Source organism: Bradyrhizobium sp. Mp27 (assembly GCF_029953005.1).
GTDB lineage: Bacteria > Pseudomonadota > Alphaproteobacteria > Rhizobiales > Xanthobacteraceae > Bradyrhizobium > Bradyrhizobium barranii.
In genome coordinates this window covers 25,574-48,227 of the sequence record NZ_JASAUS010000048.1, presented here as the reverse complement: position 1 = coordinate 48,227, position 22,654 = coordinate 25,574, and the positions used below count along the sequence as shown (strand labels likewise).

Annotated in this window: 19 protein-coding genes; 13 read left to right on the top strand and 6 right to left on the bottom strand. The window is 63.9% G+C overall.

What is annotated here, in order from left to right; translation table 11 throughout:
* The first annotated feature begins 371 nt into the window (after nt 1-371).
* Nucleotides 372-2,588 (top strand): SulP family inorganic anion transporter, encoded by a 2,217-nt coding sequence (locus tag QJT78_RS23755; protein WP_028150603.1) that lies wholly within the window; start codon nt 372-374, stop codon nt 2,586-2,588.
* 129 nt (nt 2,589-2,717) lie between these two features.
* Here QJT78_RS23755 and QJT78_RS23750 read toward each other — a convergent pair whose 3' ends face one another.
* Nucleotides 2,718-3,596 carry an MBL fold metallo-hydrolase gene (locus QJT78_RS23750; protein WP_028150602.1) on the bottom strand — a complete coding sequence of 293 codons (879 nt, stop codon included), beginning with the start codon at nt 3,594-3,596 and terminating at the stop codon, nt 2,718-2,720.
* A gap of 28 nt (nt 3,597-3,624) precedes the next feature.
* On the bottom strand, nt 3,625-4,614 hold the full coding sequence (locus QJT78_RS23745; protein ID WP_038944837.1) for a zinc-dependent alcohol dehydrogenase family protein: 990 nt from the start codon (nt 4,612-4,614) through the stop codon (nt 3,625-3,627).
* A gap of 141 nt (nt 4,615-4,755) precedes the next feature.
* Between QJT78_RS23745 and QJT78_RS23740 the strand changes: the two genes are divergently transcribed.
* Entirely contained in the window at nt 4,756-5,673 is a 918-nt protein-coding gene (locus QJT78_RS23740) for a LysR family transcriptional regulator (RefSeq protein WP_038944838.1), read from the top strand.
* A 110-nt stretch (nt 5,674-5,783) separates the two neighbouring features.
* Here QJT78_RS23740 and QJT78_RS23735 read toward each other — a convergent pair whose 3' ends face one another.
* Both QJT78_RS23735 and QJT78_RS23730 read right to left on the bottom strand, forming a co-directional pair.
* Nucleotides 5,784-7,277 carry an NAD-dependent succinate-semialdehyde dehydrogenase gene (locus QJT78_RS23735; RefSeq protein WP_028150599.1) on the bottom strand — a complete coding sequence of 498 codons (1,494 nt, stop codon included), beginning with the start codon at nt 7,275-7,277 and terminating at the stop codon, nt 5,784-5,786.
* Between the two features lie 112 nt (nt 7,278-7,389).
* On the bottom strand, nt 7,390-7,710 hold the full coding sequence (locus tag QJT78_RS23730) for a hypothetical protein (RefSeq protein WP_028150598.1): 321 nt from the start codon (nt 7,708-7,710) through the stop codon (nt 7,390-7,392).
* A 347-nt stretch (nt 7,711-8,057) separates the two neighbouring features.
* Here QJT78_RS23730 and QJT78_RS23725 point away from each other — a divergent pair, with 347 nt between their 5' ends.
* Both QJT78_RS23725 and QJT78_RS23720 read left to right on the top strand, forming a co-directional pair.
* Complete coding sequence (locus QJT78_RS23725) at nt 8,058-9,251, top strand: serine hydrolase domain-containing protein (RefSeq protein ID WP_028150597.1); 1,194 nt, start codon at nt 8,058-8,060, stop codon at nt 9,249-9,251.
* 194 nt (nt 9,252-9,445) lie between these two features.
* On the top strand, nt 9,446-11,140 hold the full coding sequence (locus QJT78_RS23720; protein ID WP_028150596.1) for an AMP-binding protein: 1,695 nt from the start codon (nt 9,446-9,448) through the stop codon (nt 11,138-11,140).
* 151 nt (nt 11,141-11,291) lie between these two features.
* Here QJT78_RS23720 and QJT78_RS23715 read toward each other — a convergent pair whose 3' ends face one another.
* The gene (locus QJT78_RS23715) at nt 11,292-12,293 is read right to left on the bottom strand and encodes an adenosine kinase (protein WP_028150595.1); all 1,002 of its coding nucleotides are present in this window, start codon (nt 12,291-12,293) and stop codon (nt 11,292-11,294) included.
* Nucleotides 12,294-12,418: 125 nt separating this feature from the next.
* Here QJT78_RS23715 and murJ point away from each other — a divergent pair, with 125 nt between their 5' ends.
* The 4 genes from murJ to QJT78_RS23695 all read left to right on the top strand — a co-directional run bounded on the left by murJ (nt 12,419) and on the right by QJT78_RS23695 (nt 16,534).
* A complete protein-coding gene (gene murJ, locus QJT78_RS23710; protein WP_028150594.1) occupies nt 12,419-13,969 on the top strand; it encodes a murein biosynthesis integral membrane protein MurJ in 1,551 nt (516 codons plus the stop codon).
* Nucleotides 13,970-14,044: 75 nt separating this feature from the next.
* Nucleotides 14,045-15,097 (top strand): tryptophan--tRNA ligase, encoded by a 1,053-nt coding sequence (gene trpS, locus QJT78_RS23705; RefSeq protein ID WP_028150593.1) that lies wholly within the window; start codon nt 14,045-14,047, stop codon nt 15,095-15,097.
* 110 nt (nt 15,098-15,207) lie between these two features.
* A complete protein-coding gene (locus tag QJT78_RS23700; protein ID WP_014490984.1) occupies nt 15,208-15,702 on the top strand; it encodes a universal stress protein in 495 nt (164 codons plus the stop codon).
* 262 nt (nt 15,703-15,964) lie between these two features.
* A complete protein-coding gene (locus tag QJT78_RS23695) occupies nt 15,965-16,534 on the top strand; it encodes a NifU family protein (protein WP_028150592.1) in 570 nt (189 codons plus the stop codon).
* 110 nt (nt 16,535-16,644) lie between these two features.
* Here QJT78_RS23695 and QJT78_RS23690 read toward each other — a convergent pair whose 3' ends face one another.
* Nucleotides 16,645-18,330 carry a PAS domain-containing methyl-accepting chemotaxis protein gene (locus QJT78_RS23690; RefSeq protein WP_038944016.1) on the bottom strand — a complete coding sequence of 562 codons (1,686 nt, stop codon included), beginning with the start codon at nt 18,328-18,330 and terminating at the stop codon, nt 16,645-16,647.
* Between the two features lie 306 nt (nt 18,331-18,636).
* On the opposite strand from QJT78_RS23690, the gene tsaB reads away from it, so the two are divergent.
* The 5 genes from tsaB (at nt 18,637) to miaB (ending at nt 22,626) form a co-directional block, all read left to right on the top strand.
* Nucleotides 18,637-19,332 (top strand): tRNA (adenosine(37)-N6)-threonylcarbamoyltransferase complex dimerization subunit type 1 TsaB, encoded by a 696-nt coding sequence (gene tsaB / locus QJT78_RS23685; protein WP_028150590.1) that lies wholly within the window; start codon nt 18,637-18,639, stop codon nt 19,330-19,332.
* Nucleotides 19,329-19,814, top strand: a complete 486-nt coding sequence (rimI, locus tag QJT78_RS23680; protein ID WP_038944017.1) for a ribosomal protein S18-alanine N-acetyltransferase — start codon at nt 19,329-19,331, stop codon at nt 19,812-19,814. Before tsaB ends, rimI begins: the two co-directional genes overlap by 4 nt.
* Nucleotides 19,815-19,853: 39 nt before the next feature.
* A complete protein-coding gene (locus QJT78_RS23675; RefSeq protein ID WP_028150589.1) occupies nt 19,854-20,309 on the top strand; it encodes a Fur family transcriptional regulator in 456 nt (151 codons plus the stop codon).
* Nucleotides 20,310-20,362: 53 nt separating this feature from the next.
* Nucleotides 20,363-21,043, top strand: coding sequence for an HAD family hydrolase (locus QJT78_RS23670; RefSeq protein ID WP_028150588.1), 681 nt, complete (start codon nt 20,363-20,365; stop codon nt 21,041-21,043).
* A gap of 188 nt (nt 21,044-21,231) precedes the next feature.
* The gene (gene miaB / locus QJT78_RS23665; RefSeq protein WP_028150587.1) at nt 21,232-22,626 is read left to right on the top strand and encodes a tRNA (N6-isopentenyl adenosine(37)-C2)-methylthiotransferase MiaB; all 1,395 of its coding nucleotides are present in this window, start codon (nt 21,232-21,234) and stop codon (nt 22,624-22,626) included.
* The last annotated feature ends 28 nt before the right edge of the window (nt 22,627-22,654 follow it).

The following is a 22,654-nucleotide window of genomic DNA, read 5'->3' as shown; positions in this document are numbered from 1 at the left end:
AAGCAATCCATGGTCTTTCCGCTGAGGGATTCTGGATTGCTTCGCTGCGCTCGCAATGACGATGGGGAGACAGACTCGCCCAGCCTCGACCGTCGTCGCCCGGCTTGACCGGGCGATCCAGTACTCCGAGACGCCTGTGATTCACCGAGAAGCCGCGGCGTACTGGATTCCCCGCTTGCGCGGGGAATGACAGCGGTGAGTGTGGAGGCTTCGTTTTTTCTGTCCACCATATGGTTGACCATTCACACGTCGTGAACGGAGATCCTCACCGCAAAACTGTCGGATATTTCACATCTACAAGAATCCAGTTGCGCTAAGTCCGTACTCGTCTACGTCTCGGGACGGGACTTTTCAGGGGCGAGCGCAACGGCGTGACCGATCCAGCAATTATTCTCAGTCCGGCTTCGCGATTCAATCCGGCCCTCAAGCGTGCGTTGAATGATATATTGGGCGGAACGGCGGCCAGCGTCCTGACCGTCACTTTCGGGCTGTCCTATTCGCTGCTGATCTTCGCCGGGCCGCTCTCGCCTTACCTGTCCTACGGAATCACGGCGACGTTCGTCAGTTCCGCGGTGCTTGCGGTCGTCATCGGCCTCGGCAGCTCCCTGCCCTTCGCAATTGGTGCTCCCGACAGCTCGACCGCGGCGGTGACAGGAATTCTGGCAGCCTCGGTGGTCGAACGCCTCGAGACGGCGAACCTGTCGGCACCGCTGCTCTCGCCGGTTCTGATCACGCTCGGCCTGTCGACGGTGCTGACGGGATTGGTGCTGTGCGGATTGGGCCTGACACGGCTGGGCCGCGCCATCCGCTACGTGCCCTATCCCGTCGTCGGCGGCTTCCTCGGCGCCACCGGACTTCTCATCGCCCTGGGCGCGGTGCGGGTGATCACCAACCACCCGCTCCAGTTCACGACGCTGCCGCACTTCACCAACGGCACCACATTGCTGGAGCTGGGCGCCGCCTGCGCGATGGCGCTGGTGCTGTACCTGACCTGGCATCGCTCGCGCAGCCCGTTCGGACTGCCGATCATCCTGGTCGGCGGCGTGCTCACGGCGCATCTGGCGTTCTGGATCACCGGCGTTTCATTCGATCACGCTCGCGCCCTGGGCTGGACGTTTCAGCCGCCACCGCAGGCGGTCTTCATGCTGCCCTGGCACACCGACGATCTCGCCCGCTATCCCTGGTTTGCCGTACCGGACCTGCTCGGCAACGTGGTTGCCGTCATCTTCGTCACGGCCTCGAGCACGCTGTTCAACACCACCGGCATCGAAGTTGCCGTGCATCGCGAGGCCAATCTGGAGCGCGAGCTGAACGTCACCGGCGCCGCCAATATCCTGACCGGCATGCTGGGTGGCTATGCCGGCTGCAGCTCGATCAGCCGCTCGATCCTCAATTTCTCCAGCGGCGGCCGCGGGCGCCTATCCGGCCTTACCGTCGCGGCACTGTCCCTGCTGATGCTTGCCGTCGCGCCCGATCTGCTCGGCTTCATCCCGAAATTCGTCATCGGCGGCCTTCTGCTCTATCTCGGCGCCGACCAGCTCCACAAATGGATCATCGAGTCGCGCAAGCGGCTCTCGAAGCTCGAATATCTGTCCCTGATCGCCATCATCGCGATCATCGTCGCCTGGGGCTTCGTGCCGGGCATCCTGATCGGCGTGATCATCGGCTGCGCGACGTTTGCGTTCAGCGCCGCACGGGTGGAGTCGATCAAATACAGTTTCGACGGCTCGGAATATCGTTCCTCGCTCGACCGCTCGCGCGACGACCAGGACGTGCTGCTGGCCCATGGCGGCAACATCCAGGGCCTCAACCTCCAGAGTTATCTGTTCTTCGGCTCCGCCAACCGGCTCTACCAGCACGTCAAGCAGCTGCTCCAGGAGCGCCCGGAGTGCCGCTATCTGCTGTTCGACTTCAAGCTCGTCACCGGCGTCGATTCCTCGGCCGCCTACAGCTTCGCCCAGATCAAGCGCAGCGCGCATGATCTCGGCGTCGAGCTGATCCTGGTGCACCTGTCGGCGGCGGCCGAGAAGGTGCTGCGCTCCAGCGACTTCATCGGCGAGGGCGTCACCATCATCGGCGAGCTCGATCATGCGCTGGAATGGTGCGAGAACGAGATCATCTCGCAGCATCAGGGGCGGGAGCAGGAAGAAGCCAGCCTGCGCGACTGGTTCACAGGGATACTCGACAGCGAGGCCGACGCCGACGCGCTGATCCACCGCTGCCAGCGCCTCGAGGTCGAGGCCGGCGACATCATCGTGCAGGCCGGCGACCCCGCCGATTCCATGCATTTCATCCTCGACGGCCGCGTCGGCATCATGGTCCCCGCGGACGACGACCGCACCACGCGCGTACGCAGCCTGGGGCGCTACACCACGATCGGCGAGATGGGACTGGTGTCGAACACGCCGCGCAGCGCGACGATCCAGGCCGAGGTCGCCAGCGTGCTCTACGTGCTCAACACGCACCAGTTCGACGCCATCAGGGACGAGGACCCCGCGCTCAGCCACAAGCTGCTGACCTACTTTGTATCGGTCATGGCCGAGCGGCTGACATTCGCGAACAGGACGATTGCGGTGCTGCGGCGGTGATGAACCCGTAGCCCGGATGGAGCGCAGCGCAATCCGGGATCGTGCCACAAGCGACAGAGGCCCCGGATTACGCTTCGCTCCATCCGGGCTACGAAATTTGAGCGACGACCGTGACGGATACGTCTCGCGTCAGATCAGCTCCGCAGACCAGGGCTCATGGCGGATCTCGAACGACTGTCCTTGCTTCGACAGCCTCGCGAACCCGGGGAAATTCAGGTGCATGCCTGCGACGAGTTCTCCGGTCGCGGACACTCTTTCCAGCATCTTCCTTCGCGTCTCTGCGGCCGACTGCGGATCCGCATCGAACGCAATCGTCACTTCGGGCCGGGACACCTGGATATCCGGATAATGAACAATGTCACCCCAGATGAGCAGGGACGCCCCGCCGCCATCGATCCGATAGCCGCTATGCCCCGGGGTGTGGCCGGGTAGATGTTCGATCTCTATGCCGGGCGCGACTTGCCCTGCGCTGACCGTCCGCCGCCGGGCGCCATATGCCTCGAATACGGTACGGGCGGCGTGAAAGAACGGCTTAACCGGATCCGGGGCCTGATTGAGGTTCGCGTCATCCGTCCAGAAGGCGAATTCGGCGTCATGCATCACGATCTCGGCGTTCGGAAACTGAGGCGCCGACGGCAAGGCCCCGACGAGACCTCCGATGTGATCCGGATGGGCGTGGGTCAGGAGGATCTGGTCGATTGCGAGCGGGTTCAAATTGGCAGCGGCAAGCGACGCGTGCAGTCGCCCTCCCCAACCGTTGATGCCGCCGCCACCGCCATCCACCAATATGGTCCGGCCTTTTCCTTCGATCAGATAGGTGCTGACGGTCATCGCAGACGACGACGGACGTCCCGCCGCCACCGTCATGCTCATCGCCTCATCGGGTCCCATCCCGGACAGGAGGTCGAACGGGACGGCTACGATGCCGTCGACGATAGCGGTGACGACATAGTCGCCGATCTTCCGCCGGTTCAGTCCGGGGGCCTGCCAGTGGTTCGAGTTCGTCATTCCATCACCCTTAACTGCGTTGCGCGTCTCAAACAGTGACGACGATCTTTCCGATCTGCTCGTTCGACTCCAGGAAGCGCGTCGCCTCCTGGATCTGTTCGAACTTGAAGCTTCGGGAGATCAGCGGCTTCAGCTTCCCGGATGAAAGGCCTTCCAAGATGAACGCCTTCGCACGCGCCAACGCTGCGTCGTCATGCACGACTTCGTTGTACAAATATCCCTTGATCGTCAGGCTCTTCCCAAGCACGGCGAATTGAGGGAACGCGCCAATGTCCGGGCTCAAGGCGCCGTACTCGAGCAAAATTCCCCGATGAGACATCACTTGCGTCAACTGCTCGATGGCGGGGCCGCCGATCGGATCGAATATGACGCGCGCTCCCTTGCCGCTCGTGATCTCCATCACCCTCGCGACGAGATCCTCTTCGGCGGTTGCGACGACGTGATGGGCACCTGCATCCAACAGAGCCTTGCTCTTCGCGCTGGTCCGCGTCGTCGCGATGACCGTCGCTCCCACCGCACGCGCGATCTGAAACGCCGCAGTCCCGACGCTGCTGGATGCCGCCGTTACGACCAAATAGTCGTCCGCCTTCAACTTCGCCTGCTCGATCAGCGCGCCCCACGCGGTGACGTATTTCATCCATGACGCAGCGGCTTGCTCAAAGGTGAGGTTTTGGGGATGCACCACCAAATGGCGCGCCGGAATATTGATGACTTCGCCGTATGTGCCCCATCGCGCCATGTCTTCGGTCGGAATGACACTCACCGACTGGCCCGGACGGAAATCGCGCACCGACGCGCCAACCGTTTTGACGACACCAGCCGCTTCGTAGCCCAATCGGCTGGGCAACTGTGTCTGTTGGACATAGGCGTTGCGGCGAAACATCACTTCGGCGCGATTGAGCCCGATCGCCCGCACTTCGATCTGGACTTCGTCAGCATCGGGAGCCGCGACATCGACGTCCTCGATCTTGAGAACGTCGGCATCACCATATTCGTGAAAGCGAACGACGCGCGCCATCTGCTGTCTCTCCGGATTATTCGGCGGCTTCGGAAATAGCTTCCCCCTTTGTTCGTCAGAAGCGATGAAATTCGAACTTGATTGTTATACCATTTGACAACAATTAAGGACGGGCTCGATTGACCCGGACGGAGAAGACGCGTGGATTTCCTGCAGCAATTGAGGGTCTTCGTGGCCGTGGCGGAGAACAGGAGCTTCACGCGGGCAGCCGAGGCCCTTCGCGCGACCCGTCCGACGGTAACGAACGCCGTGAACGAACTGGAAGAGTCGATCGGCGCAAGGCTGTTGCATCGAACGACGCGCCAGACCTCTCTGACGAGTGAAGGGCGGCTGTTCTATGATCGCTCGGTCGCAATATTGAACGAGGTCGGCCAGGCACGTAACCTGTTTGGCGGCGTGGGCGACGCTCCGAAAGGACGCCTGCGGGTCGATATCCCGGTCGCGATCGCGAAACCGCTGATCATTCCCAATCTTCCGGACTTCCAGGCGAAATACCCGGACATCGATCTCATTCTTGGCGTCAGCGATCAGCCGGTCGATCTGATCGCGGAGGGTGTCGATTGTGTCCTGAGGATAGGCGACCTGCCGGTCAGCAGTCTTGTCGGGCGCGTTCTCGCCAAGATGGCCATGCTGATCTGCGCATCACCGGTTTACCTCGACAGGTTCGGCATTCCGGAAACTGTCGAGGACCTGCGTGGACATCTCGCGGTCAACTATTTCTCAGGCAGGGGCCATATCGCCATACCTTGGCGCCTCCCGCGGGGGACTGACGAGTGCGAACTTCGCCTTAAAACCGGTATACTCGTGAACGACACGGAGGCCTTCATTGCGTGCGCTCTCGCCGGCATGGGGCTCATCCAGGTGCCCGGTTGCGTCGTCAAAGACTACTTGAACAGTGGAGAGCTCGTGCGAGTCCTCCCGAAGTTGCGGCCCGTCCATCGCCCGCTGTCGATCATGTTTCCGGCACGCGAGCATCTGGCGCCTCAAGTGCGGGTATTCATAGATTGGGCGAAGAGCATCGTCGCCGATGTGGACAGTCCCTGGCTCAGCCCACCTTGACCAACGGCATCGGGGATTCGAGGGTTGCGGGCCGAGATCGGCTGTAGCTGGCGTCTGCCACCAGCCGACCTCTTAGACACCATCGGCGCGTGTCCCAATAAACGCTGGGCCTACACCCCCGCCATCATCACGTATTTGATCTCGACATATTCTTCCATGCCGTGACGCGAGCCTTCGCGGCCAAGGCCGCTTTCCTTGACGCCGCCGAAGGGCGCGACTTCCGTGGTGATGAGACCGGTGTTGACGCCGACCATGCCGGATTCCAGCGCTTCGGCGACGCGCCAGACGCGGCCGAGATCGCGGGAGTAGAAGTATGAAGCCAGGCCAAACGGCGAGGCGTTGCACATCGCGATGACATCGGCTTCGTCCTTGAAGCGGATCACCGGCGCGAGCGGGCCAAACGTTTCTTCCCGCGCCACCAGCGAGTCCGGCTTGACGTCGGCAAGCACCGTCGGCTCGAAGAAGGAGCGTCCGAGCTCGCTGCGCTTGCCGCCGGTGACAACCTTGGCGCCGCGCTTGACGGCGTCCGCGATGTGGCGCTCGACCTTGTCGACCGCTTTCAAATTGATCAGCGGGCCCTGCGTGACGCCGCTCTCGGTGCCATCGCCGATCTTCATCGCCGCGACCTTCTTCGAGAGCTTCTGCACGAACTCGTCGTAAATCTTGTCCTGGGCGTAGATGCGGTTGGCGCAGACGCAGGTCTGACCCATGTTGCGGTATTTCGAGACGATCGCGCCTTCGACCGCGGCATCGATGTCGGCGTCGTCGAACACCACGAACGGCGCATTGCCGCCGAGCTCGAGGCCGAGCCGTTTCACCCCGACGGAGGCCTGCTGGTAGAGGATCTTGCCGACCGCGGTCGAGCCGGTGAAGCCGACGAAGCGCACCGCCGGATGCTCGCACAGCACTTTGCCGATCGGCGGCGCGTCACCGGTGATGATGTTGAGCACGCCCTTGGGCACGCCGGCCTTCTCGGCGAGCACGGCCAGCGCCAGCGCCGAGAGCGGCGTCTCATTGGCGGGCTTCAGCACCACGGTGCAGCCGGCCGCCAGCGCCGGCGAAACCTTGCGGGTAATCATCGAGTTCGGGAAATTCCACGGCGTGATCGCGCCGCAGACGCCGATCGGCTGCTTGATCGCGAGCAGGCGCGCATCGGGCCGCTGCGTCGGGATGGTCTCGCCATAGACGCGACGGGCTTCCTCGGCGAAGAACTCGATATAGGCGGCACCGATATCGACCTCGCCGAGCGCCTCGGAGAGCGGCTTGCCCTGCTCGGAGGTGAGGATCAGCGCGAGATCCTCGCGGTTGGCGATGATCAGCTCGAACCATTTGCGCAGGATGTTGGAGCGCTGCTTGGCGGTGTGCTTGGCCCAGGCGGGAAAGGCGCGCTCGGCGGCCTCGACCGCCTTGGTCGTATCGTCCGCACCGAGCTGCGGAACCTTCGCGAGCTCGACACCGGTCGCCGGATTATTCACCGCGAAGACCGGCGAGCCGACCCAGGCGCCGTCGATGTAGCAGGCCTCCTTCAGCAACGACGGATCCTTCAACCGGTCGCGCAGATTGGACGTGGCTTGCGGGGCGCGTGCGGCGGCAGTCGGGGTCATGGCGTTACTCCTCGGGGCGCGATCGGATCGGCCCCGAATATAGGGACAGACGGCGCGCAATGCACCGTCCCGCAACGCACATCTGCTGGGAGTTAAAGTGGCAACGGCGCGGTTATGCCGCGCCACTCATATACGTCTCGCGCCGGCCGATCATGCGCTCGGCGGCTGCCTTGGCGTCGGCCTTCGAGGACGTCGCGCACGTCCGGTATTCGAGATCGGGAACGTCGGAGGTGTCGCGGCGGCCGAACCAAGATTTCGAGCCCACCGGCAGCAGCGCCAGCGCCTGCGCCAGATTGTCGACGGCGCCGAACGAATAGAGCGCGCCGGTGCCGGCGATCCGGACCTCGTAGATGCCGGGCGAAATCGGCGCCTCGAGATTGTCGCCCCGTCCGGGACGGGGATAGCGCTTCCATTCGCTCCAGGTCGAAATCATCAGAGGTCCCCCTCGCGGTCATGAGCAACCGCCAATATTTGCATCAAGTCTTAACGTTGGCCGTCGATTGGCCGCGTGCGGAAACGCCGCAACGCACAAAATGTTTCAAGTGCTTCAAACACGTGAAACATATCGCCAGAGCCCATCCACGGTCACGGTGAGTTGCGGCCATCCACCGCAGATTGTGACGGAGTGTTGCAGTTCAGCCCTCTCTCGTCCTGCGCACGCCGCGGACCGTCAAGTCACGACATCGCGACCGGCGCGGGCATCTGGACGCGCTTGCCGCGCGGACCGTGCAGGAGGACAATCATTCGCTTCCAACAATAATCAAACCAGAGGAAACGCGTATGCAAAGCAAAGCCCAGATCGACGAGATCCTGCGCCAGAAGAGCGACGCCAAGGAGATTCCCGGCGTCGTCGCGATCGCCGCCAGCGGCAACGACGTGATCTATCAAGGCGCGTTCGGCAAGCGCGACCTGTCCAAGCCCGATGCGATGACTGACGACAGCGTGTTCTGGATCGCCTCGATGACGAAGGCGGTGACCTCAGCGGGCGCGATGCAACTCGTCGAGCAGGGCAAGCTGTCGCTGGATGCGCCGATCGGTTCGGTGCTGCCCGACCTCGCCAAGCCGCAGGTGCTCGAAGGTTTTGATGCCAAGGGCGAGCCGAAGCTGCGGCCGGCGAAGGGCGCGATCACGCTGCGCCAGCTCATGACCCACACCGCCGGCTTCGCCTACAACATGTGGAACGGAGATCTCGCGGTCTATCTGGAGAAGGCCGGGATTCCTCCGATCACCACCTGCCAGAACGCCGCGCTGAAGACGCCGATCATGACCGATCCCGGCACACGCTGGGAATACGGCACCAATATCGATTTCGTCGGCAAGGCCGTGGAGGCCGTCAGCGGCAAGCGGCTTGACGCATATCTGCGCGATAATCTGTTCGCCCCGCTCGGCATGAGCAACACCGGCTTCAAGATCACCGACGACATGCGCAAGCGGCTGGTCGGCATGCATGCGCGCGGCGAGGACGGCCAGCTTGGCGCGATTCCGTTCGAGCTCGAGCAGAACCCCGAATTCCACATGGGTGGCGGCGGCCTCTATTCGACCGCGGCGGACTACATCAAGTTCACCCAGATGATCTTGAACAAGGGCCGCGGCAACGGCAATCAGGTGCTGAAGACCGAGACGATCGCCATGATGGGGCAGAACCAGATGGGCGATCTCAACATGACCAAGCTGGCGACGGCGGCGCCGATCTACACCAACGACGTCGATCTCTACCCGGAGCAGGCGAAGAAATGGGGCCTCAGCTTCATGATCAACACCGCCAAGACGGCGGAAGGCCGCAGCGCAGGCAGCCTCGCCTGGGCGGGCCTCGCCAACACCTATTACTGGATCGATCCGGCGCGCGACGTCACCGGCGTGATCCTGATGCAGCTGTTGCCGTTCGCGGATGGAAAGTGCCTGGAGACGTTCGCGGGCTTCGAGCGTGGTGTCTATGCCGGGCTCGATGCGGGCAGCGGGAAGAAGGCGGCTTAAGGGCGAGCCGAGTTCTCCCCACACGTCATGGCCGGGCTTGTCCCGGCCATCCGCGCCTTACCTTGCTGCACGAAGAACGTGGATGCCCGGGCCTTCGCCGCGCCGAAGCGGCTTCGGCCGCGTAGGCGGGACAAGCCCCGGGCATGACGACCGAAAAAGATCGCACTGACTTTCTTTGACGAGAGGATTTCGAATTGTCAGACAAAGCCGACAGCTATGTTTGCGGCATCTCGGGCACGCCGCTGCTCGGCGAAACCATCGGTCGCAGCCTCGACCGCGCCGTGCGGCGCTGGGGCCATCGCGAGGCGCTGGTCTCGCCAAGCCACGGCGTGCGATGGACCTGGACCGAATTCGCCGAACGGGTCGATGCGCTCGCCGCCGGCTTTCTCGCGCTCGGCCTCGAGCGGGGGCAGCGGATCGGCATCTGGTCGCTGAACCGGCCGGAATGGACGCTGACGCAGTTCGCCGCCGCCAAGGCCGGCCTGATCCTGGTGACGATCAATCCCGCCTACCGCTTGAGCGAGCTGGAGTTCGCGCTGCGCAAGGTCGGCTGTAAGGCGATCGTCACGGCGACCGTGTTCAAAACCAGTCATTACATTGAGATGCTCAACACGCTGCTGCCGGAACTGGCCGGCGCCGAGCCCGGAAAACTCAACGCAGCGCGACTGCCGGACTTGCGGATGGTGATCCAGATCGGTGGCCCCGCGGCATCAGGTACGATCCCGTTCGAAGAGGTCGCGCGCATGGGCGGAGCGCAGCATCGCGAGCAGCTCACTGCACTCGGCGCTGCATTGCAATTCGACGATCCCGTCAACATCCAGTTCACCAGCGGTACCACGGGATCGCCCAAGGGCGTGACGCTGACGCACCACAATATCCTCAACAACGGCTATTTCACGGGACGTGCGATGCACCTGACCGAGCAGGATCGCATCTGCATTCCGGTGCCGCTCTATCACTGCTTCGGCATGGTGATGGGCAACCTCGCCTCCGTCACGCTCGGCACGACGATGGTTTATCCCGGCGAGGGTTTCGATCCGCTCGCGACGCTGCGCGCGGTCGAGCAGGAAAAGTGCACGGCGCTGTACGGCGTGCCGACGATGTTCATCGCGGAGCTCGATCACCCCGAATTCCCAAAGTTCGACCTGACATCGCTGCGCACCGGCATCATGGCGGGCGCCCCCTGCCCGATCGAAGTGATGAAGCGCGTCAACACCGAGATGAACATGCGCGAGGTCACCATCGCCTACGGCATGACCGAGACCAGTCCGGTCAGCTTCCAGAGCGCGACGAACGACCCGCTCGAACGGCGCGTCTCGACCGTCGGACGGATTCATCCGCATGTCGAGGTCAAGGTCGTCGATCTCGAGGGCAGGATCGTCAAGCGCGGCGAACGCGGTGAGCTCTGCACCCGCGGCTACAGCATCATGCTGGGCTATTGGGAGGAGAAGGAAAAAACGGCCGACGTGCTCGATGCCAATGGCTGGATGCGCACCGGCGATCTCGCCACCATCGACGACGAGGGCTATTGCAACATCGTCGGCCGCATCAAGGATCTGGTGATCCGCGGCGGCGAGAACCTCTATCCGCGCGAGATCGAGGAGTTTTTGTATCGCCACCCCAAGATTCAGGACGTGCAGATTTTTGGCGTGGCAGACACCCGCTATGGCGAGGAGCTCTGCGCCTGGATCCGCGTCAGGCCGGGCGAGACGCTGACGGCCGAAGAGGTTCGCGCGTTCTGCGACGGCCAGATCGCGCACAACAAGATCCCGCGCTATGTGGAGTTCGTCGACGAGTTTCCGATGACCGTGACCGGCAAGATCCAGAAATTCGTGATGCGCGATGCGGTGGAGCAGCGGCTGGGATTGAAGGCGGCGAAGACGGCGTGAGCTGAGTGCTCTCGCCACAGCATGACTGTCATTCCCCGCGAAGGCGGGGAATCCAGTACGCCGCGGCTTCTCGATGAACCACTAAGGTCTCGGAGTACTGGGTCGCCCGGTCAAGCCGGGCGACGACAGCGGAGAATGAGGCGGCGTCGCCTTAAACCGTCAGCCCGCGCTGCTGCGCCAGCTCCTTCAGCGATACCTGCGGCCGCGCGCCGATGTGCTGGATCACTTCGGCGGCCGCGAGCGCGCCGAGCTCGCCGCACTGCTTGTGCGCAAGGTTGCGCGCGAGACCGTACAGGAAGCCGGCGGCGAAGAGATCACCGGCGCCGGTGGTGTCCACCAGCTTCGCGATCGGTGAGGCCGGCGCAGCGACGGCCTCGGTCGGCGTCACCACCACGCAGCCCTTCTCGCTGCGGGTGACCACGCCGAGGCTGACGTCGTTGCGCAGCTGCTTCAGCGCGGTGTCAAAGTCCGAGGTCGTGTAGAGCGAATGCAGCTCGGACTCGTTGGCGAACACGATGTCGACGGTGCCGTTGCGCATCAGCCCCAAGAATTCGTCGCGGTAGCGATCGACGCAGAACGAATCCGACAGCGTCAGCGCCACCTTGCGCTTGGCATCATGCGCGATCTGGGCCGCCTTGACGAAGGCGTCCTTGGCGTTCTTGGGGTCCCAGAGATAGCCCTCGAGATAAACGATACCGGCGGCAGCGATCTCGGCCGGATCGATGTCGGCGGGCGACAAATCCTGCGCAGCACCGAGATAGGTGTTCATGGTGCGCTCGCCGTCGTCAGTGACCAGGATGTAGGAACAGCCGGTCGCAGGGCCATCCTTCGCAGCGGGCGTGTTGAAGGCGACGCCGGCAGCGCGGATGTCGTGGACATAGAGCTTGCCGATCTGGTCGTCCTTGACCTTGCCGACATAGGCCGCGCGGGCACCCAGGCTACCGATGCCGACGATGGTGTTGGCGGCCGAGCCGCCCGAGACTTCGGTCGCCGGGCCCATGTCCTTGTAGATGGCGGCGGCCCGCGCCTCGTCGATCAGGGACATGCTGCCCTTGGTCATGCCGTGCTTGGCCAGAAAAGCCTCGTCGGTCTTGACCAGCACGTCGAACAGCGCGTTACCGATGCCGAGAACTTCATATTTCACGTCAGCCATTCACCTTGATCCTGTTTGGCGGATTGCGATACCCGCGGAAATCCGCTTCCTGTCGGTCTGAAATCTGGCCCGCGGCCTATCACGACCGGCCCCAACCGGGCAAGCAACGGTATTATGTCGGCGCAATGATCCGCTCTTTCCTGACAGTTTCAACGGGAACACTAGCCTCGCGGCTGCTGGGCTTTGCGCGTGATTCCATAATTGCCGCTCTGTTGGGCACCGGCGCGGTGGCGGATGCGTTTCTGGCGGCGTTCCAGCTCGTCAATGTGGTGCGGCGGCTGCTCAGTGAGGGGGCGCTGAACACGGCCCTGATCCCGGCCTGGCTGCGCGTCCGTGACCGCGACGGCGAAGCGGCCGCTTCCGCCTTCGCGGGACGCGTGCTCGGCACGGTCAGCGCGGCGCTGATCGCGATCTCGATCGTCATCGCGCTTGTGATGCCACTGATCATCACGGTGATCGCGCCGGGTTTTCTCGGCAGCGGTACGCTCGATCTTGCTGTCGCGAACGCGCGGCTGATGCTGCCCTATCTCGCCTTCGCCGGCCCCGTCACGGTGCTGATGGGGCTGCTCAATGCGCAGGGGCGCTTTGCACTCACGGCATTCTCGCCGCTGCTGTTCAACATCGCGCTGATTGCGGCCATTGCGATGCTGCTCGTCTGGCATGCCGACGCCGGCTCCGCAGCATGGATGCTGGCAGCGACCGTCGGCGTGGCCGGACTGCTGCAATTGCTGATGCTGCTGTCGCAGCGAAGCGCGCGACTGGCGACGCCGCTGCGGATCAGCTTCGACCAGGAGATGCGCGCCTTCTTTGCCAAAGCCATCCCGGGCATGATCGCAAGCTCGGGCCCGCAATGGCTGATGGTTGCAGGCGCGATCATCGCCTCTGCAACGCCCTCCGCGGTTTCCTGGCTCTATTTCGCCAACCGCCTGATCGAGCTGCCGCTCGGTATCGTCGGTGTCGCCATGGGCACGGTGCTGGTGCCGGAGCTGACGCGCGCGGTGCGTAGCGGCGACCGTGACGCCGTGGCGCATGCGGAATCGCGCGCGCTGGAACTGGCGACCGGGCTGGCGCTGCCCGCGACGCTCGGCCTGATCGTTCTGGCCGAACCGATCGTGCGACTGCTGTTCGAGCATGGCGCATTCGGCGCGGACGACAGCACGGCCACCGCGCATGCGCTGATGTGGCTGGCGCTGGGCCTGCCGGCGCATGTGCTGATCAAGGCGCTGTCGCCGGCCTACTATGCCCGCAGCGACACGATGACGCCGCTGCTGGCGACCGCCAAGGGCTTTGTGGTCGCGATCGCCCTCGCTGTCGTGCTCGGACACGTCCTTGGCGCGAGCGGAATCGCTGCCAGCATCGCGGCCGGCGCCTGGAGCAGCGCGATCTCGCTGCTGCGGAAAGGCACCAGCGAGTTCGGCTTCTCGGTCGATGCGGCCGCTCGCAACCGGCTGCCGCGGATCGTGCTCGCCGCCGCTGCCATGGGCGCCCTGCTCTGGCTGACGACCGATCTGTCGCCCGCCGAGGCGCATGGGCTGATCCGCTTCATCGTCCTGGGCCTACAGATCGCCGCCGGAATCGCCGTCTATGGCGTGCTCCTGCAGGTCCTCGGCGCGGCCTCGTGGCGCGAGGCGGCTAACGTGCTGAAGCGCCCGGCCCGGACCGAGTCCGAGGCGTGACGCCATCGAATTACCCTTGACGGGGCAGCGCCGCTGTTGGAAACGACGGCCGAATACCTTCCAGGAAGACTTACCATGGCATTCGTTGAACGGGTCTTTTCGGGCGTCCAGCCGACGGGCAATCTGCATCTCGGCAATTACCTCGGCGCGATCGTCAACTTCGTGAAGATGCAGGAAACCCACAACTGCATCTATTGCGTCGTCGACATGCACGCGATCACGCAAGGGGTGGACGTCTGGGGCGGACCGGTCGAGCTCGCGCGCAACACCCGCGAGGTAACCGCGGCATTCATCGCGAGCGGCATCGATCCGAAGAAGCATATCGTGTTCAACCAGAGCCAGGTCTCCGGCCACGCCGAGCTCGCCTGGATCTTCAACTGCGTCGCGCGCATGGGTTGGCTGGGCCGCATGACCCAGTTCAAGGAGAAGGCCGGCAAGGACCGCGAAAACGCGTCCGTTGGCCTGTTCGACTATCCCGTGCTGATGGCCGCCGACATTCTGCTGTACCGCGCCACCCACGTTCCGGTCGGCGAGGACCAGAAGCAGCATCTCGAGCTCTCGCGCGACATCGCGCAGAAGTTCAACAACGATTTCGGCGACTCGATCCGCAGCCAAGGCGCTAATGACGGCCTGTTCTTCCCGCTGCCGGAGCCGCTGATCACGGGACCGGCGACGCGCGTGATGAGCCTGCGCGACGGCACCAAGAAGATGTCGAAGTCGGATGCGTCCGACAATTCGCGCATCAATTTGACCGACGACGCCGACACCATCGCGCAGAAGGTGCGCAAGGCGAAGACCGATCCGGAGCCGCTGCCGTCAGAGGAAAAGGGCCTGGAAGCGCGCCCCGAGGCCGACAATCTCGTCGGCATCTTCGCCGCGCTCTCCGGCCGCTCCAAGGCCGACGTGCTCAGAGAATTCGGCGGCGGCCAGTTCTCCAGCTTCAAGAATTCGCTGGTGGATCTGTGCGTCACGAAACTCTCGCCGATCGCCGGCGAGATGAAGCGCCTCGTCGCCGACCCCGGCCATATTGACGCGATCCTGAACGATGGCGCCGACCGGGCCCGCGCGATCGCCGACGAGACCATGAAGCTCTCGAAGGACATCGTCGGCTTCATCCGCCGGCGCTGATTTCCCGCATTTGCGAGACCCGGCCGGCGCCCACTGCGCCGGCCGCTTCTCCTCTCCCCAAGCGTGAGGGAGTGTGGCAGCATGCCCTCCGTGCACATTCCGGGACATGCATGACCAGCAAGCGACTTTGCTTCGAGCCGGGTCACAAGCCCAAATGCCTCGTGATCGTCGATGACACCGCCGAATGGGATCGCGCGGTCTACTATGCCAGCCGCTGGGCGATCCGCGCCGGCGGCGGCGTGGTGATGCTGCGCATCATCGAGCCCGAGCAGCAGAGTCAGGAATGGCTCGGGGTGGCCGAGATCATGCGCGCCGAGGCGCAGGAGGCGGCGGAAGCCGCGCTCGACCGCGCCGCCGGCCGCGCCAATGGCATCGCCGCGATCACGCCGGAGCGGGTGATCCGCGAAGGCGATGCGATGGAACAACTGCTCGCTGTGATCGACGAGGACCCCGACATCGCCATGCTGGTGCTCGCCGCCAATCCCGGCGCGGAGGGTCCGGGACCGCTGGTCTCGCTGCTCGCGCATGCGCTGGGCACGTTCCCGGTGCCGGTGACCATCATCTCGGGCGCGCTGAGCGATGGAAGCGTGGATTCGCTGTCGTAGGCGTCCCTATCTTGGACTGCGGCCAGCCAGATATCCGTCATGCCCGGGCTTGTCCCGGGCATCCACGTTCTTGGCGCCACGAAGCAAGGCGTGGATGGCCGGGTCAGGCCCGGCCATGACGGCGCGGGAATATTAAAGTGTCCTAACCCGCTGATATCGCAACGAAACGTTCTACCCACCCCTTGACCGTGCGTTCGCCGTCGCCATCTGCTACTGGATAGCTTGCGCGCCGGCCTTGAACCGGCGACGTCTGGAGAAAACCATGTTCATTCAAACTGAAGCCACCCCCAATCCCGCCACGCTGAAGTTCATTCCCGGCCGCGTCGTCGTCGACGGCGGCCCGATGGAATTTTCGAGCCGCGAATCGGCCACGCGCTCGCCGCTGGCCGAAAAGCTGTTCGACGTGCCCGGCGTCACCGGCGTGTTCTATGGATCGGATTTCATCACCGTGACCAAGGCGAACGGTGAATGGCAGCAGCTCAAGCCCGCGATCCTCGGCGCCATCATGGAGCACTACATGTCCGGCGCGCCGTTGCTCGCCGATGGCGCGGCTCCAAGCGATGCCGAGCTCGACGACGAGGATGAGTTCTTCGACGAGTCCGATGCCGAGACGGTCGACATGATCAAGGATCTGATCGAGACCCGCGTGCGGCCCGCGGTCGCCAATGACGGCGGCGACATCACCTTCCGCGGCTTCAAGGACGGTATCGTCTATCTCAACATGAAGGGCTCCTGCGCCGGCTGCCCGTCATCGACCGCGACGCTCCAGCACGGCATTCAGAATTTGCTGAAGCATTTCGTGCCTGACGTGGTCGAAGTTCGGCCGATGTAGGCGAAGTGCCGTAGGGTGGGCAAAGGCGCGCTTGCGCCGTGCCCACCGTGCAATCATCACGAAAAGAAGAGGTGGGCACGCTTCGCTTTGCCCACCCGACGAGATATCTCCTACGCCGCCTGGCCGATGCTCGCCGCCTCTTCCGCGGCCTTGCGCATGCTCGCCGACATCTCGCTGGTGACGGTGCTCTGCTCCTCGACGGCGGCGGCCGTTGACGACACATATTCGCTGACGCCCTCGATCGCGCCCCGGATCGCTCCCAGCGCGGCGACCACGTCGACCGAGATGCCGTTCAGATTGCCGATCTCCTGCTCGATCCGGTCGGCGGCCTGCTTGGCCTGATTGGCGAGGTTCTTCACCTCCGACGCCACCACGGCGAAGCCGCGACCGGCCTCGCCGGCGCGCGCGGATTCGATGGTGGCGTTCAGCGCCAGCAGATTGATCTGACCGGTGATGCTGCCGATCAGCTGCACGATCATGCTCATCGACTCCGCCGCCTGAGTCAGCCGCTGCGCCTGATGGTCCGCGGCCTCGACCCGATCGACCGCGGTCGATGCGGTCTCGCGCGACCGCGTCATGGCTTCGGCAATCTCGCGCACCGAGGCGTTGAGCTCCTCGGCGCCGGCGGCGACCGATTCCATCATGTCACGCACCTTCTCGCTGCGCTTGCGCGCGATCACCTGGGCGGTGGTGTCGGAGGCGTATTTCACGACCTTGAACGGATTGCCGTTGAGGTCGCGGATCGGGTTGTAGGAGGCCTGGATCCAGACCTGCCGGCCGCCCTTGCCGACGCGCTGATATTCGCCGGACTGGAATTCACCAGCGTTCAGCCTGGCCCAGAAGGCGCGATAGGCTTCGCTGTCGCGCTCGTCAGTGCCCACAAACATGCTGTGATGCTTGCCGACGATCTCGGACAGCGTATAGCCGAGCGCGCCGAGGAAGTTTTCATTGGCCGTCAAAACCCTGCCGTCCATGCTGAACTCGATCACGGCCTGCGACTTGCCGATCGCCTCGATCTGGCCGGCGAAATTCGCATTCGACTGCTTCTGCGCGCTGACGTCGGTGGCGAACTTCACCACCTTGAACGGCTTGCCGGTCTCATCGAGGATCGGATTGTAGGAAGCGAGAATCCAGACCTCCTTGCCGCCCTTGCCGAAGCGCTTGTACTCGCCGGACTGGAATTCGCCGCGGCCGAGCTTCGCCCAGAATTCGCGATAGGCCGCACTGTCGCGCTCGCCGTGTCCGACGAACATGCTGTGGTGGCGGCCCTGAATCTCGTCGAGCCGATAGCCCACCGTGGCCAAAAAATTCTCGTTGGCTGTGATGATGGTGCCGTCGAGATTGAACTCGATCACCGCCTGGGCGCGGCCGATCGCGGAAATCTTGCCGGCATCTTCGAGGCTGCGGATCTTGCGCGCGGTGATGTCGGTCGCGAACTTGACGACCTTCACCGGTTTGCCGGCTTCGTTGATGATCGGATTATAGGACGCCTGGATCCAGATCTCGCGACCGCCCTTGCCGAGCCGCTTGTATTCGGCTGATTGATATTCGCCGCGGCCGAGCCGCGCCCAGAACTCGCGATAGGCCGCGCCGCCCCGCTCCTCCGGCATCACGAACATGCTGTGGTGCTTGCCGGCGATCTCGTCGAGCCGGTAGCCCATCGCGTCCAGGAAATTCTGGTTGGCCGTGATAATGGTGCCGTCGAGATTGAATTCGATGACCGCCTGCGACTTGCCGAGTGCGATGACCTGAGCCAAGGCCTCCCTAGCCGAAGAACCGCTTCGCCAAAAAGACATAAATGAACCCTTCCAAATGACCGAACAGGCGCGGCTTGATCTGCCAAAGCGCCCCGTCTGAGTCGTCGTTGACTCACTCTCCCGCCCGTTGACGGTGTCATTGGCTTGCTAATGATTACTTAAAATGCCAACATTTCAATCACTTAGCTATCTCTAAGGTTGCAAATTGATGCATCCGCATCGAAAATGGGGAGCGAAAATTTTGTCGCCTTCGCGTCCACGTAGAATTACGGGGCCGATCGTGCGCCTGTCGAGAAATCAAACTTGGACTGGTTCGACCGCGGCTCGACCGACTAAGCTGATTCGATGCTGATCCTTGCCATCGATACCGCGCTGGAGGCGTGCGCGGCCGCCGTTCTCGACACCGACGCCGGCCAGCTGCTCGCGGAGGAATCGCTTCTGATGAAGCGCGGCCACGCCGAAGCGCTGATGCCGATGATCGCGCGCGTGATGCAATCGGCCGATCTTGCCTTCACCTCGCTCGACCGCATCGCCGTCACCGTCGGCCCTGGAAGCTTCACGGGCCTGAGGGTCGGCATTTCGGCGGCGCGCGGCCTTGCGCTTGCGGCGAAGCGGCCCGCCGTCGGGCTGACGACGCTTTCGGCCTATGCCGCCACCGTCGTCGGCCAGAGCGGAACGGCGCCGGTGATCTCGGCGATCGATGCGCGGCACGATCACGTCTACTTCCAGATCGTGGCCGGCGACGGCAGCCCGCTGGTGCGGCCGAGCGTCGTGCCAATTGACGCGGCGATCGCGGCCTCGCAATTCGGTGCGCCGCATCTGGTCGGCAATGCCGCAAAGATCCTCGCCGATCGCTGGCCAAAGGACGGTCCGCAACCCGTTGCGGTCGACGCCCAGCCCGCGCCCGACATCGGCTGGGTCGCCTGGCTCGGCGCCGCGGCCAATCCCGAAACCACGCCGGCGCGACCGTTCTATCTGAAGGCGCCCGACGCAAAGCCGGCCGCACAGCCACCGCTCGCCGCACAAGCCGCAACCTCATGATGGGATGGTTTTCGGAATGGTGGCGCGGCCCCACGGCCGCCGTCGAGCCGGCGACCACGCGCGACGCCGCGCGGCTGGCGCAGCTGCACGGACAATCCTTTGCCCGCGGCTGGGGCGAAAGCGAGTTCGAAGGCATGATCGGCGAGCGCAACACGCTCGTGCATCGGTTGCGGCTCGGCCGCAAGACAATCGGATTCGCGGTCTCGCGGATCGGCGCGGACGAAGCGGAAATCCTCTCCATCGCGGTCGACCAGGCTCACCGCGGCCGCGGCCTTTCCCACACGCTGCTGATGACACATCTCGGCCACCTCGCAGGGCGCGGCGTGCGCACAATATTTCTCGAAGTCGAGGAAAATAACCAGCCGGCGCGGCGGCTCTACGATCGGGCCGGATTCATGGTGGTCGGGCGCCGCGAACGCTACTATAAGCAGCCCAACGGGGAACAATTGAACGCACTTCTGATGCGACGTGACTTGTCGTAACATTGATGGCAGAAAGCGCCCCCGTCAGGCAGACACACTATGACTGGACTTAAACCTTCCTCCGCCTCCAAGGCGACCGGCATCGAGGCTCGCTGCGCCGCCACCGGCATGCGCATGACCGAGCAGCGCCGTGTCATCGCCCGCGTGCTGGCGGAATCGGTCGACCACCCCGACGTCGAGGAACTGTACCGGCGCTGCGTCGCCGTCGACGACAAGATCTCGATCTCGACCGTGTATCGCACCGTCAAGCTGTTCGAGGATGCCGGCATCATCGAGCGCCATGATTTCCGCGAGGGCCGCGCGCGCTACGAGACGATGCGCGACAGCCATCACGACCATCTCATCAATCTGCGCGACGGCAAGGTGATCGAGTTCACCTCCGAGGAGATCGAGAAGCTGCAGGCGGAGATCGCCCGCAAGCTCGGCTACAAGCTGGTCGATCACCGGCTCGAGCTGTATTGCGTCCCGCTCGACGACGACAAGCCGACGTCTTGAGTGGGCATGATCTTGTCGGAAAACCGCCCCACACTTTTCCGGATCATGCCTTCGTGTCGGTAGATCTCATCATCTTCGATTGCGACGGCGTGCTCGTGGACAGCGAGGTGATCTCCTGTCGCGCACATGCCGATGTGCTCACACGGCACGGCTATCCCATCACCTCGGAGCAGGTATTCGCACGCTTCCTCGGTCGCTCGACGCGGCAGGCCAATCTGGAGATCGAGACTGAGCTCGGCCGCAAATTGCCCGAGGCCTATCACAGCGATCTGCAGGACGAGCTGTTCCGCTCGTTCGAAGCCGACCTCGAAGCGATCCGCGGCATCCATGATGTGCTCGATGTCGTCACGCAGGCCGTCTGCGTTGCCTCGAGCGGCTCGCATCAGCGCATGCAGGTGAGCCTGGGAAGCACGGGCCTCTATGAGCGCCTCGCTCCGAATATTTTTTCGGCCTCGCAGGTCAAGAACGGCAAACCCGCGCCGGACCTGTTCCTGTTCGCGGCCAAGGAAATGGGCGTGGCGCCCGAGCGCTGCGTCGTGATCGAGGACAGCCTGGCCGGCATCGCCGGGGCGCGAGCGGCCGGCATGACCGTGTTCGGCTTCCATGGGGGCAGCCATTGCGGGGACGGCCATGCCGAGACCCTGCGCGAGGCCGGCGCCGACCTGACCTTTGCCGACATGCACCAGCTGCCGGACCTGGTCCGGCGGGTCGCGGCGAACGCGCTGGCGGGCTGATTTCGGCCTCGTCGTCATTCCCAGGCACGCGCAACGCGTGTGAAGCCGGAATCTCGTGCAAAACTTCTGGATTCCGGGTTCTCCCGCCTTGCGGGCGCCCCGGAACCACCCCGCTGGGTGTCAATCGCTGGATTTTCGCCCCTCCAGCCTATATCTGAGGGGCGTCCTCCACCTCAATTTCGGGTTCCATGACGCCGCCGCGCAAGCTGCACATCAAATCATATGGCTGCCAGATGAACGTCTACGATGCCCAGCGCATGGTGGACACGCTGGCTCCGGAAGGATTCGTGGAGACGGCCAACGCGGAGGATGCCGACCTCGTCATCCTCAACACCTGCCATATCCGCGAGAAGGCCTCCGAAAAGGTCTATTCCGAGCTCGGCCGGCTGCGCGTCGCCAAGGACGAGGCCGCGCGCGGGGGCCGGGCGATGCAGATCGCGGTGGCGGGCTGCGTGGCGCAGGCCGAAGGTGGGGAGATCACACGCCGCGCACCGGTGGTTGACGTCGTGGTCGGCCCGCAGAGCTATCATCACCTTCCGGAGCTTTTGAAGCGCGCGCGCGACGAAGGCCGTGCGATCGAGACCGAATTTCCCGCGGCAGACAAGTTCGGCTTCCTGGCCCAGCCAAAACCCGATGCGATCCGTGCGCGCGGCATTTCCGCTTTCGTCACGGTGCAGGAAGGCTGCGACAAGTTCTGCACCTTCTGCGTCGTGCCCTATACGCGCGGCGCCGAAGTCTCGCGTCCCGTGGCGAAGATCGTCGACGACGTGAAGCGGCTCGCCGACAACGGCGTGCGCGAGCTCACGCTGATCGGGCAGAACGTCAACGGCTATCACGGCGAGGGACCGGACGGGACAAGCTGGCCGCTCGGCCGGTTGCTCGAACACCTGGCGAAGATTCCCGGCATCGCACGGCTGCGCTATTCGACCAGCCATCCCCGCGATGTCGATGACAGTTTGATTGCAGCCCATCGCGATCTCGGCGAGCTGATGCCGTTCGTGCACCTGCCGGTGCAGTCGGGTTCGGACCGGATTCTCGCCGCCATGAACCGGAAACATACCGCCGATGATTATCGGCGTGTCATCGACCGTTTCCGCTCCGCGCGCCAAGATATTGCATTTTCATCAGATTTTATCGTGGGCTTCCCCGGCGAAAGCGAGCAAGATTTTCTCGCCACCCTCGCGCTTGTCACGCAAATCGGCTACGCTGCTGCATATTCGTTCAAATACTCCGCCCGGCCGGGAACGCCGGCCGCGGATATGCAGGAGACGGTGTCCCCCGCCGAGATGGACCAGCGATTGGAGCGGCTCCAGGAACTGATCGACAGCCAGCAATCGGCCTTCAACAAGGCCGCGATTGGCTCAACGGTCGATGTGCTGTTCGAGCGTCCGGCCCGCAAGGAGGGCCAGATCGTCGGCCGCACTGCCTTCCTCCAGCCTGCGCATGTGATGGCCTCGCCCGACATCATCGGACAAATCCTGCCGGTCCGGATCGACAGCCTCGAGCGCTATAGTTTCCTCGGTGAGCTCGTGACGCCGCGTAACGCGCGCGAGCCCGCTTTATCGCAAGCCATTGGAGCCTGAACCCTTGCCAAAAAGCGCATCGGATTCG